At 43.9% G+C, this 15,469-nt stretch carries 21 protein-coding genes and 2 other annotated features; of the genes, 19 read left to right on the top strand and 2 right to left on the bottom strand.

Annotated elements, in window-relative coordinates:
* The first annotated feature begins 11 nt into the window (after nucleotides 1-11).
* The 16 genes from thrS (at nucleotide 12) to MOO44_RS07385 (ending at nucleotide 12,136) form a co-directional block, all read left to right on the top strand.
* Nucleotides 12-1,958, top strand: a complete 1,947-nt coding sequence (gene thrS / locus MOO44_RS07460; protein WP_260116509.1) for a threonine--tRNA ligase — start codon at nucleotides 12-14, stop codon at nucleotides 1,956-1,958.
* Between the two features lie 44 nt (nucleotides 1,959-2,002).
* Nucleotides 2,003-2,130: a sequence feature (ribosomal protein L20 leader region), on the top strand.
* A 36-nt stretch (nucleotides 2,131-2,166) separates the two neighbouring features.
* Nucleotides 2,167-2,676: a translation initiation factor IF-3 gene (gene infC / locus MOO44_RS07455; protein ID WP_260116508.1), complete on the top strand. Its 510-nt coding sequence runs from the start codon at nucleotides 2,167-2,169 to the stop codon at nucleotides 2,674-2,676.
* 45 nt (nucleotides 2,677-2,721) lie between these two features.
* Nucleotides 2,722-2,913 (top strand): 50S ribosomal protein L35, encoded by a 192-nt coding sequence (gene rpmI, locus MOO44_RS07450; RefSeq protein ID WP_260116507.1) that lies wholly within the window; start codon nucleotides 2,722-2,724, stop codon nucleotides 2,911-2,913.
* A gap of 36 nt (nucleotides 2,914-2,949) precedes the next feature.
* On the top strand, nucleotides 2,950-3,306 hold the full coding sequence (gene rplT / locus MOO44_RS07445; RefSeq protein WP_260116506.1) for a 50S ribosomal protein L20: 357 nt from the start codon (nucleotides 2,950-2,952) through the stop codon (nucleotides 3,304-3,306).
* 102 nt (nucleotides 3,307-3,408) lie between these two features.
* Nucleotides 3,409-3,939: a YqeG family HAD IIIA-type phosphatase gene (locus MOO44_RS07440; RefSeq protein ID WP_260116505.1), complete on the top strand. Its 531-nt coding sequence runs from the start codon at nucleotides 3,409-3,411 to the stop codon at nucleotides 3,937-3,939.
* The gene (gene yqeH / locus MOO44_RS07435; RefSeq protein ID WP_260116504.1) at nucleotides 3,939-5,057 is read left to right on the top strand and encodes a ribosome biogenesis GTPase YqeH; all 1,119 of its coding nucleotides are present in this window, start codon (nucleotides 3,939-3,941) and stop codon (nucleotides 5,055-5,057) included. The genes MOO44_RS07440 and yqeH overlap by 1 nt, the downstream gene beginning before the upstream one ends.
* Nucleotides 5,058-5,068: 11 nt before the next feature.
* Nucleotides 5,069-5,380 (top strand): ribosome assembly RNA-binding protein YhbY, encoded by a 312-nt coding sequence (yhbY, locus tag MOO44_RS07430; RefSeq protein ID WP_260116503.1) that lies wholly within the window; start codon nucleotides 5,069-5,071, stop codon nucleotides 5,378-5,380.
* 11 nt (nucleotides 5,381-5,391) lie between these two features.
* Nucleotides 5,392-6,024 (top strand): nicotinate-nucleotide adenylyltransferase, encoded by a 633-nt coding sequence (locus tag MOO44_RS07425; protein WP_260116502.1) that lies wholly within the window; start codon nucleotides 5,392-5,394, stop codon nucleotides 6,022-6,024.
* A complete protein-coding gene (gene yqeK / locus MOO44_RS07420) occupies nucleotides 6,017-6,640 on the top strand; it encodes a bis(5'-nucleosyl)-tetraphosphatase (symmetrical) YqeK (protein WP_260116501.1) in 624 nt (207 codons plus the stop codon). The genes MOO44_RS07425 and yqeK overlap by 8 nt, the downstream gene beginning before the upstream one ends.
* 2 nt (nucleotides 6,641-6,642) lie before the next feature.
* Complete coding sequence (gene rsfS, locus MOO44_RS07415; protein WP_260116500.1) at nucleotides 6,643-6,999, top strand: ribosome silencing factor; 357 nt, start codon at nucleotides 6,643-6,645, stop codon at nucleotides 6,997-6,999.
* Nucleotides 6,999-7,730 (top strand): class I SAM-dependent DNA methyltransferase, encoded by a 732-nt coding sequence (locus MOO44_RS07410; RefSeq protein ID WP_260116499.1) that lies wholly within the window; start codon nucleotides 6,999-7,001, stop codon nucleotides 7,728-7,730. Before rsfS ends, MOO44_RS07410 begins: the two co-directional genes overlap by 1 nt.
* Before the next feature lie 2 nt (nucleotides 7,731-7,732).
* Nucleotides 7,733-8,866: a nucleotidyltransferase gene (locus MOO44_RS07405; RefSeq protein WP_260116498.1), complete on the top strand. Its 1,134-nt coding sequence runs from the start codon at nucleotides 7,733-7,735 to the stop codon at nucleotides 8,864-8,866.
* 78 nt (nucleotides 8,867-8,944) lie between these two features.
* Nucleotides 8,945-9,502, top strand: coding sequence for a DUF177 domain-containing protein (locus MOO44_RS07400; protein WP_260116497.1), 558 nt, complete (start codon nucleotides 8,945-8,947; stop codon nucleotides 9,500-9,502).
* A gap of 52 nt (nucleotides 9,503-9,554) precedes the next feature.
* Nucleotides 9,555-9,737, top strand: coding sequence for a 50S ribosomal protein L32 (rpmF, locus tag MOO44_RS07395; RefSeq protein ID WP_260116496.1), 183 nt, complete (start codon nucleotides 9,555-9,557; stop codon nucleotides 9,735-9,737).
* A 138-nt stretch (nucleotides 9,738-9,875) separates the two neighbouring features.
* Nucleotides 9,876-10,562 carry a response regulator transcription factor gene (locus tag MOO44_RS07390; protein WP_260116495.1) on the top strand — a complete coding sequence of 229 codons (687 nt, stop codon included), beginning with the start codon at nucleotides 9,876-9,878 and terminating at the stop codon, nucleotides 10,560-10,562.
* The gene (locus MOO44_RS07385; RefSeq protein ID WP_260116494.1) at nucleotides 10,562-12,136 is read left to right on the top strand and encodes a HAMP domain-containing histidine kinase; all 1,575 of its coding nucleotides are present in this window, start codon (nucleotides 10,562-10,564) and stop codon (nucleotides 12,134-12,136) included. The genes MOO44_RS07390 and MOO44_RS07385 overlap by 1 nt, the downstream gene beginning before the upstream one ends.
* 41 nt (nucleotides 12,137-12,177) lie before the next feature.
* Here the strand turns inward: MOO44_RS07385 and yidC are convergent, their stop codons facing one another.
* Complete coding sequence (yidC, locus tag MOO44_RS07380; protein WP_260116493.1) at nucleotides 12,178-13,101, bottom strand: membrane protein insertase YidC; 924 nt, start codon at nucleotides 13,099-13,101, stop codon at nucleotides 12,178-12,180.
* Nucleotides 13,102-13,179: 78 nt separating this feature from the next.
* Entirely contained in the window at nucleotides 13,180-13,452 is a 273-nt protein-coding gene (locus tag MOO44_RS07375; RefSeq protein ID WP_260116492.1) for an acylphosphatase, read from the bottom strand.
* A gap of 95 nt (nucleotides 13,453-13,547) precedes the next feature.
* Here MOO44_RS07375 and MOO44_RS07370 point away from each other — a divergent pair, with 95 nt between their 5' ends.
* From MOO44_RS07370 to MOO44_RS07360, 3 genes are read left to right on the top strand one after another with little or no spacing between them, the layout of a single operon-like run.
* A complete protein-coding gene (locus MOO44_RS07370; protein WP_260116491.1) occupies nucleotides 13,548-14,315 on the top strand; it encodes a TrmH family RNA methyltransferase in 768 nt (255 codons plus the stop codon).
* Nucleotides 14,316-14,331: 16 nt separating this feature from the next.
* Nucleotides 14,332-14,817 (top strand): HD domain-containing protein, encoded by a 486-nt coding sequence (locus tag MOO44_RS07365; protein WP_260116490.1) that lies wholly within the window; start codon nucleotides 14,332-14,334, stop codon nucleotides 14,815-14,817.
* A 51-nt stretch (nucleotides 14,818-14,868) separates the two neighbouring features.
* On the top strand, nucleotides 14,869-15,207 hold the full coding sequence (locus MOO44_RS07360; protein WP_260116489.1) for a winged helix-turn-helix transcriptional regulator: 339 nt from the start codon (nucleotides 14,869-14,871) through the stop codon (nucleotides 15,205-15,207).
* 43 nt (nucleotides 15,208-15,250) lie between these two features.
* Nucleotides 15,251-15,461: a binding site (T-box leader), on the top strand.
* Nucleotides 15,462-15,469 lie beyond the last annotated feature (8 nt).

Below are 15,469 nucleotides of genomic sequence, written 5' to 3'. Positions count from 1 at the left end.
GGATCATAATTATGGCTCAACTCTCATTTGAATTTCCAGACGGAAGTGTAAAGGAATTCGCCGCTGGAGTTACGACGGAAGATATCGCAAAGTCAATCTCAATTAGTCTTGCAAAGAAGTCAGTTGCAGGTAAGGTTGACGGTCAAACATTTGGATTGACAACCCCACTTCAAAAGGGTGGTAAAATTGAAATTTTAACTAAGGACGATGCAGAAGGCTTGACCGTGCTACGGGCCACTGCGGCTCAATTATTAAAGGCCGTATTAGCTGATTCATTCATGGACATTCGCTTTGGTGAAAGTGCATCCGATGAAGATGGCTTCTTTGTGGATACTGATAAGCAAGACCGCCAAGTTAGTGCCGATGAATTAGACGGCTTAGCTGATAAAATGAATCAATTGGTTAAATCAGACGTTAAGTTAGAACGCAAGGTCCTCTCCCTTGAAGATGCCTTAAAGCAAGTTGATGGCGATCCTTACCAAGCAGTTTTAGTCCGTAAGTTTGCTAAGGACGATCAAGTGGTCTTCTATCAAATTGGTGACTACTTAAGCTTAGGTGAAGGCGTTGTGTTACCAGATGCGAAACCACTTAAGTTCTTCAAGCTCCTCTCAGTTGCCGGAGCTTATTGGGAAGGTAAGTCCTCTAACCCAATGCTCCAAAGAATTTACGCCACTGCCTTCTTTAAGAAGGACGACTTAGAAGCCGACTTAAAGAAGCGCCAAGAAGCTCGTGAACGTGACCACCGGGTGATCGGAAACCAATTAGACCTCTTCTTCGTTGATCCTAAGGTCGGGGCTGGATTAGCTTACTGGATGCCAAATGGGGCTACCGTTCGCCGCGTGATTGAACGCTACATTATCGACAAGGAAGTTAACAACGGTTATCAACACGTGGTTACACCGGTCTTAATGAACCTAGACGTTTACAAGACTTCTGGGCACTGGGCTCACTACCGGGAAGACATGTTCCCACCAATGGACATGGGTGACGGTGAAGAGCTTGAATTACGGCCAATGAACTGTCCTAGTCATATCCAAATTTACAACCACCATATCCGTTCATACAGAGACCTTCCAATGCGGGTCGCAGAACTTGGGATGATGCACCGATTCGAAAAATCAGGGGCGTTAAGTGGGTTACAACGGGTTCGTGAAATGACCTTAAATGACGGGCACACGTTCGTTGCTCCCGACCAAATTCAAGAAGAATTCAAGAAGATCTTGCACTTGATGATGGATGTTTACAACGACTTCGACATCAAGGAATACCACTTTAGATTAAGTTATCGTGATCCAAAGAATACTGAAAAGTACTTTGCAAATGACGAAATGTGGAACAAGTCACAATCCATGTTGAAGGGTGCCATGGATGAATTAGGCTTGGACTACGTTGAAGCTGAAGGGGAAGCCGCATTCTACGGTCCTAAGTTGGATGTCCAAACTTACACGGCCCTTGGAAATGAAGAAACGCTATCCACGATTCAATTGGACTTCATGTTACCAGAACGTTTTGACCTACACTACGTTGGTGAAGATGGTAAGGAACACAGACCAGTTATGATTCACCGGGGCTTAGTTTCAACGATGGAACGGTTCGTTGCCTACTTGATCGAACAATACAAGGGAGCTTTCCCAACTTGGTTGGCACCAAAGCAAGTTAAGATTATCCCAGTTAGCGAAGAAAAGCACGGCGACTACGCTCGCAAGTTAAACGAACAACTTAAAGCAGCTGGAATTCGTTCAGAAGTGGACGAACGGGCTGAAAAGATGGGCTACTTGATTCGGGATGCCCAAACCCATAAGATTCCATACACGCTTGTGGTTGGTGATGAAGAAGTTAAGAACAATAACGTTTCAGTTCGTCGTTACGGCCAAGATGATAGTAATAGTGAATCATTTGAAGCATTTACGGATCAAATCAAGGCTGACATTGCTAACTACTCCAGAGAAGCTGATTAGTTCTGCCTTGACGAACTAGGAAAATTCTGGTATAGTTATTTACAGATAAAAAGCAGAAGCATCCCGCTTCTCGCCTTAGGGACCTAAGTCGCTGGGCAAATGTACGGTAAAGATTCGATTGATGTCGAATTAAAAAGCGGGTGCCTTCGTGCGCCCGCTTTTTCTGCTTTTTGAAAATACTTGGAGGTGGATTACCATAGCAAACGATATGATTGTCAATGATGGGATTCGTTCCCGTGACGTCCGTTTAATTGACGATAAGGGCGAACAGTTGGGGGTAAAGACTAAGGCCGAAGCACTTCAATTAGCAGAAGATGCTAATTTGGATTTGGTTTTAGTTGCGCCTAAGGCAAAACCACCAGTTGCTAAAATTCTCGATTACGGAAAATACCGTTTCGAACAACAAAAAAAGGCTCGTAAGTCTCGGCAAAGTCAAAAGACGGTTAGTGTTAAGGAAATTCGGTTAAGTCCTACGATTGATACCAATGACTTTAATACTAAGTTAAAGCGAGTTCAAACATTCTTAAGCAAGGGTGCTAAGGTCCGGGTTTCAATCCGGTTTAAGGGCCGTGCAATTACCCATAAGGAAATCGGTCGGAAGGTCTTGAACCAAATGGCTGATGCTACCAAGGACGTTGCAGTCGTTACCCAAAGAGCTAAGATGGAAGGGCGGAGCATGTTCTTAATGCTTTCCCCAAGTGACAATGAAAAGAAATAATTATTAATTATAATTATGACTATATTTTGAAGGAGGATATTCATAATGCCTAAGATCAAAACTAACCGCGCCGTAGCAAAGCGTTTCAAAAAGACTGCTAAGGGTGGTTTAAAGAGTGCCCATGCTTTTACTAGTCACCGTTTCCACGGTAAGACTAAGAAGCAACGTCGTCACTTACGTGGGACTCATGTAGTATCAGCTACTAACACTAAGAAGTACCTTAAGTTATTAAAGTAATTTAATCTAAGCATCATTATTTAGGAGGAATTTAATATGCCACGAGTTAAAGGTGGAACCGTTACACATGCACGTCGTAAGCGCATGCTAAAAGCAGCCAAGGGATACCGCGGTGGAAAGAGCCGTTTATTCAAGACTGCTAAAGACCAAGTGATGAAGTCACGTACTTATGCATTCCGTGACCGTCGTAACAACAAAATCAACTTCAGAAAGCTTTGGATCGCACGGATCAATGCTGCTTCTAGAATCAATGGTTTAAGTTACAGCAAATTGATGCACGGTTTGAAGTTAGCTAATATCGAAGTTAACCGTAAAATGTTAGCTGATTTAGCTGTTAACGATGCAGATGCATTTAAGGCATTTGCAGAAGCTGCTAAGAAAGCTTTAGCATAACAGAAATAAGACTTTCACCAGACATTTCACTTGGTGGAAGTTTTTTTCTTAATGCCGGACACCGTCCGGTTACATAATATTTAACTATGGGGAGTTCTAGTCATGATTGAAAAATTTAAACCAACCTGGATGGTTCCAGCAATTTACGATTTAAAGCCAGCCCAGCTAAATGCAATGGGGATTAAGGCGGTATTGACCGATTTAGATAATACCGTCATTCCATGGAACAATCCTGACGGAACCCCCCAGTTACGAGCTTGGCTAGCCACTTTAGCCCAGTTCAATATTCGACTAGTCGTGATTTCCAATAATAAGCGTTCGCGTATTCAACGGGTGGTACAAAACCTGGGGCTTGATTTTATTTCACGGGCAATGAAGCCACTCCCGCATGGGATTCGTCGGGCGATTCGGAAGTATCATTTGAAAAATGATCAGGTCATTATGGTCGGTGACCAGTTGATGACTGATATTTGGGCTTCGAACAACGCCCATGTAAATAGCGTACTAGTTAAACCACTGGTCGGTAGTGATGCCTGGATTACCCAGGTAAATCGGCAAATTGAAAAACGGGTCATGAATAAATTACACCAAAAATACCCAGATTTAAAATGGCAGGAGGACGTTAAGAGTTAATGGAAGATGAAGAATTAAGATGCGTTGGCTGTGGAGCAGTCATTCAAACCACTGATCCCAATGGATTGGGGTTCGTACCAGCATCCGCACTCAAAAAAGCAGTTGATAATGATGAAGATGTTTATTGTAAACGGTGCTTTAGATTACGGCACTACAATGAAATTTCACCGGTTAGTTTAACCGATGATGATTTTCGGTCGTTACTTAGTCAGATTCAAGATACCGATGCTTTAATCGTTTACGTAGTCGATATTTTTGACTTTAACGGGAGCTTAATTCCCGGATTACACCGGTTCGTGGGTGCTAATCCCATCTTGATGGTGGGCAATAAGTCAGATTTATTGCCTAGTTCATTCAAGCGCAGTAAGCTCACTGATTGGATTCGTCAACAGGCAAATAAAAATGGGATTCGACCAATTGGGATTGAGCTAGTCTCCGCAAAGACGAACGACTCAGTGGACCACCTGTTGGAAGTAATCGATAAAAAACGGAAGGGACGCGACGTGTACGTTGTCGGGGTGACTAACGTTGGAAAATCAACCTTGATCAATCAAATTATTCGCCAAAGTACCGGGATTAAGGAGTTAATTACCACTTCCCGGTTCCCCGGCACGACGTTGGATAAGATTGAAATTCCACTTGCCGATGGGAAGCAGATTATTGATACTCCCGGAATTATTCATGCGCAACAAATGGCGCACTATTTAAATGGTCGTGATTTAAAAATTGTGGCGCCTCAAAAGCAGATCAAACCACGTTCATACCAATTAAACCCAGAGCAAACGCTGTTCTTTGCTGGGGTGGCTCGGTTCGACTACCTTCATGGGGACAAGAAGTATGGGTTTACGGCCTACGTAGAAAACAACCTCTTCGTCCACCGGACCAAGTTAGCAAATGCTGATTCATTTTATGCTAACCACCTGGGTGATTTATTAACACCGCCGAGTGGTGAGGATTTAAAACACTTCCCAGAGTTGGTTCGACATGAGTTTAAAACGACTGAAAAAAGCGATCTAGTAATCGAAGGATTAGGGTGGATCACCGTGCCAGCAGGCGTGATTGTTGCTGGTTGGGCACCTAAACAAGTAGCCGTCTTGATAAGACGTTCAATGATATAGGAGGAATTACGATGAATTTAAGGGGAAAGCAAAAACGCTTTTTAAGAGCACGTGCTAACCGGATGCGGCCACTCTTTTCAATTGGTAAGGATGGCCTGAGCGAAACCTGGTTGACGCAGGTCAACGACGCCTTGAACAACCGCGAATTAATGAAGGTCAACATCCTCCAAAATTCTGCGGTGGAACCAGCTGATGTCCGTGAATTCGTGGAAGCAAACAGTCAAATTCAGGTTGTCCAAACCATCGGCCGGACGGTCTTGCTATTTAAAATTGCTGATCAGGCAAAGCACCGGCATATTTCAGAGGAAGTTAAACAAATTTAGGTGGGATCATTATGAATAAAGTTGGCTACCAAGATAACGTGAAGACATTGACCCAAATTATTGGCCATCGTGAACGGGGCCACAATATTGGGTTGCTAGGGGGGACTTTTAACCCGGTCCATACTGGACACTTAATCATTGCCGATCAAGTCAGAAGCCAATTGGGCCTAGATCAGGTATTATTAATGCCTGATGCGATTCCGCCCCACGTTGATCGAAAACATGCGATCGATGCGAGCCATCGGGTTAATATGTTGCGACTTGCAACTGAGGATAATGCCAAGCTCGGGCTAGAACTATCCGAAATTTTACGCGGTGGGAAGAGCTTTAGTTATGATACGATTAAGGAATTGACGCACCGCTTCCCTAATAATAATTATTACTTTATTATTGGTGGTGACATGGTTGAGTACCTGCCCAAATGGTATCGCATCAATGATTTGATTAAGATGGTCCAATTTGTGGCCGTGCGGCGCAATGGGTATCCCTTTACGTCTAAGTACCCGGTCGTCTGGGTCGATGTGCCCATGATTGACGTGTCTTCGACTTTGATCAGGAGTAAGCTTCACCAGGTGCAATCCATTCGTTACTTAGTACCTACCGCTGTTGATAATTATATAAAGGAGAATCATCTTTATGAGTAAGGTTATTTTAGATTATCAAGAAAACATCGTTCCATATAGTCGTGATGAACTACTAAACCGCTTAGATGGCGCCTTGCGGTCCAAGCGTTTTGCCCACGTGCAACGGGTAGAACAAATGGCGATTAAGTTAGCCCGGCTCAACGGGGTGGACGAAGAAATTGCAAGTATCGCTGGATTAGTCCATGATTATGCTAAGCAACGTCCGGATGAGGACTTTATTAAAACCATTCACGAATACCAATTGGACCCGGACCTATTGAATTACGGCAATTCAGTTTGGCACGGATACGTAGGGTGGTTGTTAGTCAAAAACGAGTTGGGGATTACCAATATCGACGTTTTAAACGCGGTTAAGTACCATACCATTGGGGCTCCGTACATGAGTAAATTAGCTCAGATCGTGTACATGGCCGACTACATTGAAACCGGTCGTGATTTTCCGGGGGTCGAAGAAGCGCGCCAGATTACCTTTGATAATTTAGCGAACGGGGTTGCATACCAGACCTTCCATACGCTGGACTTCCTGGTGAACCGCCACGTAGCGGTATTTCCAAAAACGATCGATACGTTCAATGCATGGGTCCCAACGTCTGATTTATATAGAAAGGATAAATAATTATGGATAGTAAGGATAAGGTATCAGTAGTTGTTAAAGCTGCTGATGATAAACGGGCGCACGATATCGTGGCCCTTAATGTGGAACAAATTAGCTTGATGGCTGATTACTTCATTATCATGGATGCTGCTTCAAGCAGACAGGTGAAAGCCATTGCTGAAGCGATTGTGGATGAAGCCGAAAAGGCTGATATTACAATTAAACAAGTGGAAGGTAAAAATGCTGCAAATTGGATCTTAATTGACCTAGGGGATGTAATCGTCCACGTCTTTCAACGCGAACAACGTGAATTTTACGACCTGGAAAAGTTATGGTCCGATGCTGCTGAATTAGACATTAGTAACTGGGTTACTGAATAATGATTTATGGTGAATTCGCCGAGCTATACGATGAGTTATTTGATCCAGAAATGTATGCCAACTGGGTCCAATTTGTTTTAAAGCATGCCAATGGGGGCAGTCTGTTAGACCTTGCTTGTGGGAACGGGCGTTTAGCTATCGAATTGGCCCACCGGGGCTTTACACCTAGTGGGTTAGATCTCTCAGATGCGATGCTAGCAATTGCTAGTCAAAAGGCATCCGCTAGCAACGTTTCATTACCACTTTATAACGGGAATATGCTCGATTTAGCGGGACTAGCAACATTTCAAACGATCACGTGCTTTGATGATTCGATTTGTTATTTGCACGATCAAACTGAACTAGCGACCCTTTTTAAGCAAGTGGCTGCCCACCTTGATAATGATGGCACCTTTTTATTTGATGTCATTACGCCGTATCAAACTGATGTAATCTATCCGGGGTACATGTACAACTACCATGATGAGACCCGGGCGTTTATGTGGCGTTCATATGCAGGTGAGTTTGAACATTCTGTTGAACACGACCTGGCGTTTTTTAACTACAATCCGGAAAAGGATGCATACGATGAATTTTCTGAATTACATTTAGAACGGACCTACCCGTTGCAAACGTATTTGCGGGCACTGAACGCCGCCGGATTCACTAAGGTCACGCCCAGTGCTGATTTTGGTACGAGTGAGATCAATCCCAAAACGACGCGGTGGTTCTTTGTCGCAAGAAGGGGGTAACTATGTTAAGTGCAGTTGGCATCGTTGCGGAGTACAATCCGTTTCACAACGGCCATCAATACCAACTACAGGCTGCTAGGCGGCGTTCGGATGCTGATGTTGTGATTGCCATTATGAGTGGCAATTGGGTCCAGCGCGGAGCACCAGCGATTTATGATAAGTGGATTCGCACCGAAATGGCGCTTGCTGCCGGGGTCGATCTGGTAGTGGAGTTACCCATTTTTAGTGCAGTCCAACCAGCTGATCGCTTTGCTACGGGCGCCATGCAGCTCGTTACCCAACTGGGGTGTCAGTCGTTAGCGTTTGGTTGTGAACATCCGGAATATGATTTTGCCGCATTGGGCCAAATTCAGTTGCACGATGACGCCCAGCACTTTACTAACTACCAACAGCCCTACCCAGCACTAATTCAATCGGCACTCCGTGATCAATTTGGGGTTTCAATCGATCAGCCCAATGACATCTTGGGGTTCAATTACGCTCGGGCGCTTGATGAATTGGGCCAACGCCTTAATCTAATCCCGATTCAACGGATTGGGAGCCAGCATCATGATCAAGGGGTTCACACTCAGTTTGCGAGTGGGAGTGCGATTCGGCAACTAATGGTTAGTGGGCAACAAAGCCAAATTGCTGCCGTCATGCCCCCATCAGGAGTGCGGCTTAGCGCCTCGGAAACCCCATTAAGTTGGCAATCATTTTGGCCGTTATTGCGCTACCAATTGATGACGACATCACTGGAAGCACTTACACAGCGGTATCAAATGACCGAGGGCCTTGAGCATCGGTTAAGGGCTTCTGCAATCAAGCACCCACAATTTGATGCCTTTCTAAATGCGGTGAAAACGAAACGCTATACGTTCGCACGGATTCAACGCCTCCTAGTAGCGGTGCTATTGCAGCTCAATTCATCTGAAATGCTTGACCAACACCCATATTTACGGGTATTAGGTTTTAATCGGTTGGGGCAAGCATATCTCAGACAAGTTAAAAAGCAGATTCAACTACCAATCATTTCAAAGATTGACCAATCAGTGCTACAATCGCAGTTGAGGGCCGAGTTTAAAGCGGGGTTGGTGACACAAATGAAAACGCACCGTAGTGAAGATTTGTATCGGCACCCCATTATTAAAAAGTAGGCCTATCAAGGAAATTACCTTGACATTAAAATTATGAATAAGTATAATTAATCATGTTGCATTAGGAGGAATTGCTATATGAAATGGTATTTGAGTGATTTAAAAGATTACAAAGCCGTACCACTTTCTGAACAAGCAGAGCTAGATTTGAAGGATGACCTCTTATCTAGATATGCTGATCAAATCCTTGATGTTCACCCGGTGACCGTGCAATCGCACGTGTTTTACGACCAGGGGAACGCAATCGTTAATGCCCAGGTCAAGGGTGAAATTACGGTTCCGTCATCTCGTTCTTTGACGCCCGTTAAATTCCCGTTAGACTTTAGCATTAATGAGGTTTATGTTCCAGATGAAGCGGCATTAAGACGCTTCGAACAAGATGATGGGAACGCCGGTGAAATTGCGCTAGTGACCGATGAGGAGGGCGCAATTGACTTTGATAAGGCGGTTGCCGATAATATCATCTTGCAAATTCCAATGCACATCCTGTCACCGGAAGAATCTGAATTCAATATTATGCCTACGGGCGAAGATTGGCAGGTTGTTTCGGAAGATGATTTTAATCATCCCAAGGCAGCTGACAAACCAGTTGATCCACGTCTTACAAAGTTAAAAGACTTTTTTAACCAGGATTAGTAAGACTTAAAATTTCACTAGTGGATATTTTTTAAAGAAGGAGGGGTTTATATTGGCTGTACCAGCAAGAAGAACTTCTAAAGCTAAGAAGCGGATGCGTCGGGGTCACATTAAGTTAAATGTCCCTGGTTTAACTCCATGCCCAAACTGTGGTGAACTACGTAAGTCACATTACGTTTGCCCAAGTTGTGGTTACTACGATGGTAAAGATGTTATTAGTAACACTAGTAACTAATTACCGGATTAAAAAAGCTTTCAGAACACCATGGGTTCTGAAGGCTTTTTATTTTTGAGTAAGCCGATTAGACATTAATTAAAATCGCCTAATGTATGGTAAAATAAAAGATAGATGAAAAATGAAGGTGGTTTAAATATGACCAAGGTATTAATTGTGGAGGATGAAAAGAGTCTCTCCCGTTTCGTTGAATTAGAATTAAAGCATGAAGGCTACGAAGTGACCGTTGCTGGCGATGGTCGTGATGGCCTTGAAGAAGCCATTAATGAAGATTTTGATGTCATCCTATTGGACTTGATGTTACCCAAGTTAAATGGGATGGAAGTGGCTAGACGATTACGTGAAAAGAAGGACACCCCAATTATTATGATGACGGCTCGTGATTCCGTGATCGATCGGGTCTCTGGGTTTGACCATGGGGCTGATGACTACATCGTAAAACCATTTGCGATCGAAGAATTATTAGCCCGGATTCGGGCCCTCTTACGGCGGATCAAGATCGAAGGACATCAAAAGGCTCAAGAACAAAAGGTGGTTCATTTTAAGGACCTAACCATCGAAAAGGAAAGCCGGATCGTTCGGCGGGGCGATGAAGTGATCGACTTAACCAAACGGGAATACGAATTACTATTGACGTTAATGGAAAACGTTAACGTGGTGTTGGCCCGTGGCGTGCTTTTAAACAAGGTTTGGGGTTATGATTCAGATGCTGAAACCAACGTGGTGGATGTTTACGTTCGTTACCTTAGAAATAAGATTGATCGTGAGGGTGAAAAGAGCTACATCCAAACCGTTCGTGGAACTGGGTATGTGATGCGTTCATGATGCAAAAACAAGATAAGCAACAATCACAAAGTGTGAAAACTGATGACGTTAGTAACGGCAGGAGATGGATTTCACTTAAGTGGAAATGGTCCGTTGGCACATCGATCGTTGTTTTTCTAGTTGCATCAATCTTTTCTTTTTTAATTTATAATCGGTTTTCTGACGTCTTGTTGGACCAAGAACGCGCGCACGTTCAAACGACCTTAAATGGGGTTGCTGGCCGGTTGACTGCACTGAATAAATTTGATTACGATGGGGTCTATAACGTGTTGTCACCACGCCTGTCTCCGAAGGGGCATGATGATCAAGTCTTGGCACCTGATTCGGTCTTTAGTGACTTATCACGGAACAACACCGCAATTAACGTTTCGGATGCTAATCATCATTCGTTATTCATGGTGGGGAGTTCCAATGTATTTAACGCGGTCAAACAAGACGTTACTGACCGCCGGGTGTATACCGATCGCATCAACCATTCGTTGGTCCTAGTTGGGGATTCACCAATCTATGCTAAGAATAGTCGACGAATGGTCGGCACCGTCCGGATTATTGACAAGCTAAACGATTACCACTCGTCAACCGCAAAATTAGTGGTCATTTTATTACTGCTGTTAGTGATCACGACCGTCATGGCTTCCCTATTGGCGTATGCAATGGCAGCGTACCTCTTACGGCCAATCAATAAAATTCGCCGGACGATTAATGAGGTCAATGAGTCGCCGAAAACGACTAAGCGGGTGCCAAAGTTAAATCAAAACGACGAATTAACTGATCTAGGGACATTGTTCAATGACATGTTAGACACCATGCAACGCTACATTAGGCAACAGCAGCGGTTCGTAGAGGATGTTTCGCATGAGCTAAGGACGCCCGTCGCCGTAATTCAGGGCCATATGGACCTGTTAAAACGGTGGGGGAAGGACGATCCTGAAGTCCTGCAGGAGTCAATTGATGCTTCGATTGGCGAAATTGATCGGATGAAAAGCTTGATCAATGAAATGCTGGACCTTTCCAGGGTGGAGCAGGCTAGTTTAAATTATCGTGACCGGGTAACTGACGTTGAAGAAGTTGTGGAACAACAATTTAGTGATTTTCAGATGTTGCATCCTGACTTTGACTTTACGTTTGATAACGACGTCCGTAAACCAGTCTATGCGCAAATTTATCGTGGTCATCTATCGCAAATCCTGGTCATTCTATTGGATAATGCGGTCAAGTATTCCACCGACCGTAAAATCATTCATATCTCACTATCGCGCAATATGCGTAGTGTGGAGTTATCCGTACAGGATTTTGGTGAAGGAATTAGTCAAGATAACATGGGCAACGTGTTTGAGCGCTTTTACCGGGTCGATAAGTCCAGAAGTCGCGACCAGGGTGGCAATGGATTGGGACTTTCGATTGCAAAACGCTTGGTAGAGGCTTATCATGGGCGCATTGCGGTTGAAAGTTCGCTCGGGTCCGGATCGATCTTTAGCATTTCGCTACCGATTCTCACTAAGGAACAACGCTTAGCGTTAGAGCAACGCGAGCAAGCTGAGCAACCAGCCCAGTCCGATTTAAATCAAGAGTAACCAAAAAGCGAACCACTATTGAATAGCGGTTCGCTTTTTATTTACTTCCGGTTTTGTTTGCCGGCGTTACGGTTACGATTGCGATTGGTTTGTTTTTTTGGTGTTTTTTCCGTTGTGGAAGCCTGATCATCATTTTCAGCATTGGTCAGGGGTGCTAGATCCACCTTTTTCGGTGGATTGCGCTTTGCAGCTGCTTCCACTTCTCTTCTAATCTTAGGCCTGTATAGGTTAATGATAAAGGTTTGGATACATGCAAAGATTCCACCAATGAAGAAGTAGATTCCCAATCCAGCGGGGGCTTGAAAGGCAATGATTAAAATGAAGATGGGACTAATGAATAACATTGCCTGCATCTGTTTTTGTTGGGTCTCAGGCAGGCCCATCCGGGACAGAAATGCTTGGACGATGTATGCGATGAACGCCAAGATCGCCAGTGCAATGTTTTTATCGCCCAGTTTAATACCAAAGAAAATCGTTTTAGAAAGTTCTGGCGAGAAGCGGATTGCTTCATATAATGCCGCAAAGACGGGCAATTGGATCAGCATTGGTAAACACCCGATGCCTCCGGTCATGCTGACGCCGTTTTGCTTGTATAATGACATCATTGCCTGGCTTGCTGCGACCTGTTCTTCTTGGGTCTTAGCTGCCTTTTGATGCTTTCTAATTTCGTCCATCTGTGGTTTTAGGAGGTTCATCTTTTCTTGTTGCGTGGTGGACTTGCGCATTTGATTGACCATTAGTGGTAACAGGACTAATCTGACCAAGACGGTCAAGACGATCAATGCCCAACCATATCCGCCCACGAACTTCGCAATGAAGTTCAGGACGTTTTCACCGGTCTTACCAAATAAGTCATAATACCAACCGTATGGCTTACCGCTCTTGTCAGTCTGCACACAACCACTCAATAATAAAACTAATGAGCCGGTCATGGCCAACGCACCTAGTCGTTTTAACTTTTTCATTTAAATCCAAAATCCTTCCTAACTGCTTGAAATATTGTCTATCCAAATATCGTAAATTAATTCAGCTGAATTTGCAAATTAATTCACGCTAAAGCCCTTGAATTCATCGTGTTTAATAAACCGTAGACTAACGTCGGTCACCTCAGCAGCACTGGTCGGTGCCGTTTTGATTTGTTGGACGAGTTGATCTAGTTTGTGATGGTCACCCTGGGCCAAAATTTTAACGGAGCCATCCGCCAAGTTCGTAACGGAACCATTGAGGCCCAATTGGTCTGCAATTTGCTTGGTCGCCCAACGAAAGCCGACCCCTTGGACGGTCCCAAATGCAATTAATTCTAAAGTTGGTTTCATTTAAATCCCTCTTATTTAAAAAATAGTTAACAACAAAATTATATCACAATAAGTGTGTTAGAATATTAAGTGCGTCATTATATAGGAGAAAAATCATGGAAAAAATTACATCAAATCAAAATCGCCGGGTCAAGGCCTGGACAAAGTTAAAAACTAAGCACGGTCGTGACAATGCTAATCAATACCTATTGGAGGGTTGGCATTTAGTATCAGAAGCCATCAAGGCTGAGCAACCCATCGTTACGATCATTACAACGCAAGCCCGCTTGAATGCCGATGGAGCTGCATTTGCGGATCAATATGAATGTGTAGTGGTGACTGATGAGGTTGCTAAACACATTGCAGACACCAAAACACCGCAGGGCATCTTCGCGGTGGTGACCATTTCTGCTAGTGATCAGGTGGCAGCCAACTACGCTCGGGGTGGCTGGTTATTATTAGATCAGATTCAAGATCCCGGCAATATCGGAACGATGGTCCGGACTGCTGATGCCATGGGCTTACAGGGCGTCGTTTTTGGAGCTGGTACCGCTAGTCAGTACGCCCCCAAAGTTTCTAGAGCAATGCAGGGAAGCCAATTTCACGTGCAAATTGCTGAAGCCGATCTAGTTGAATGGGTCAACGAATACCATGAACAGGGGCTACCGGTTTATGGGACCGAATTGAATCCCAATGCCGTGGCTTTAAATACGGTAAATGCCCAACCAAACTTTGCACTAATTATGGGCAATGAGGGGAACGGGATGCAATCAGCACTGCTTGCAATGACGGATGATAACATCTTCATTCCGATGAAGGGGAACGCAGAGTCGTTAAACGTTGCCGTTGCCGCTGGAATCGTTATGTTCCACCTACAAAAATAACGAAGGGGGTCAGCTTGTGGATGCATCTAAGTGGCGGGATGATTCAGAATATGTTTCGATCGTTTCTGACCTGTTGAAACAACCATTGGTAAAGAAGATGGATACGATCGTTCAGCATCACCATTCGACGCGGTTGAAGCATTCGCTCTACGTTTCATACGTAAGCTACCGAATTGCGAAGCGCCTTCATTTGAATTACCGTGCGATTGCCCGCGGGGGCCTGTTACACGACTTCTTTTTTTATGATTGGCGGGTGACTAAGTTCAATTTAGGCTCGCATGCTTTTATCCATCCCCGCGTGGCTTTGAAGAATGCTGAAAAAATCACTGAACTTTCACCAATGGAACGCGATATCATCTTAAAGCACATGTGGGGATTTACGCTTGCCCGACCGAAGTATCGGGAAAGCGTGATTGTCTCATTGGTTGATGACTATGCAGCGATCCATGAATTTTTGCTCCCGTTCAACCAAAAAATAAAGCAAATATTTGAAAAAATATGAAATCAATATAGAATATATGTTAAACAATTATTTCTTTTAGGAGTGATATTTATGGATGAACCTAAGGTAATGCAATGTGCGCCTGATTTTCATCTCTGTCCCAAATTTCAAAAAACGTTCTCCATTTTAGGCAAAAAATGGAACGGATTGATCATTGAGACGTTGCTAAATGAAGGACCATTGCGATTTAAGAACATTTCAAAGGCCGTCAATAAGTGCAGTGACCGGGTCTTAGTTGAGCGCCTAAAGGAACTCGAAGCGGATGGCATCGTTAACCGGGTTACTTTTGATGACTCATCGTTGATTCAATACCAATTGACCGATAAGGGATTAGAATTAGAACCCATCATGAGTTCAGTTCATACCTGGGCAAATAAGTGGTTCGATTAAAAAGAAGCTTGATTAATTACATTGAATAGGTTAATATCAATTTAGATATGTTACGACGAAAAATTAGTAGGTTGATCGTTTCACAGAGAGGTTATCATTGCTGAGAGTAGCCGCAGGTCGACTGAATTCATTTTCTGAACAGGTATTGGGCGTTGAAATGACAAAAAATATCCGGTCGTCACCGTTATTGACTTCAAGAGTGGGTGGCCTTGGTCGCCTAAAGTAGGGTGGTACCGCGCAGCTTCGTCCCTTTTAATTAAGG

It is taken from the genome of Nicoliella spurrieriana, assembly GCF_023380205.1.
GTDB classification, from domain to species: Bacteria; Bacillota; Bacilli; order Lactobacillales; family Lactobacillaceae; genus Nicoliella; species Nicoliella spurrieriana.
Note: the sequence above shows the minus strand (reverse complement) of the source record. Positions and strands in the feature narration are given on the sequence as shown.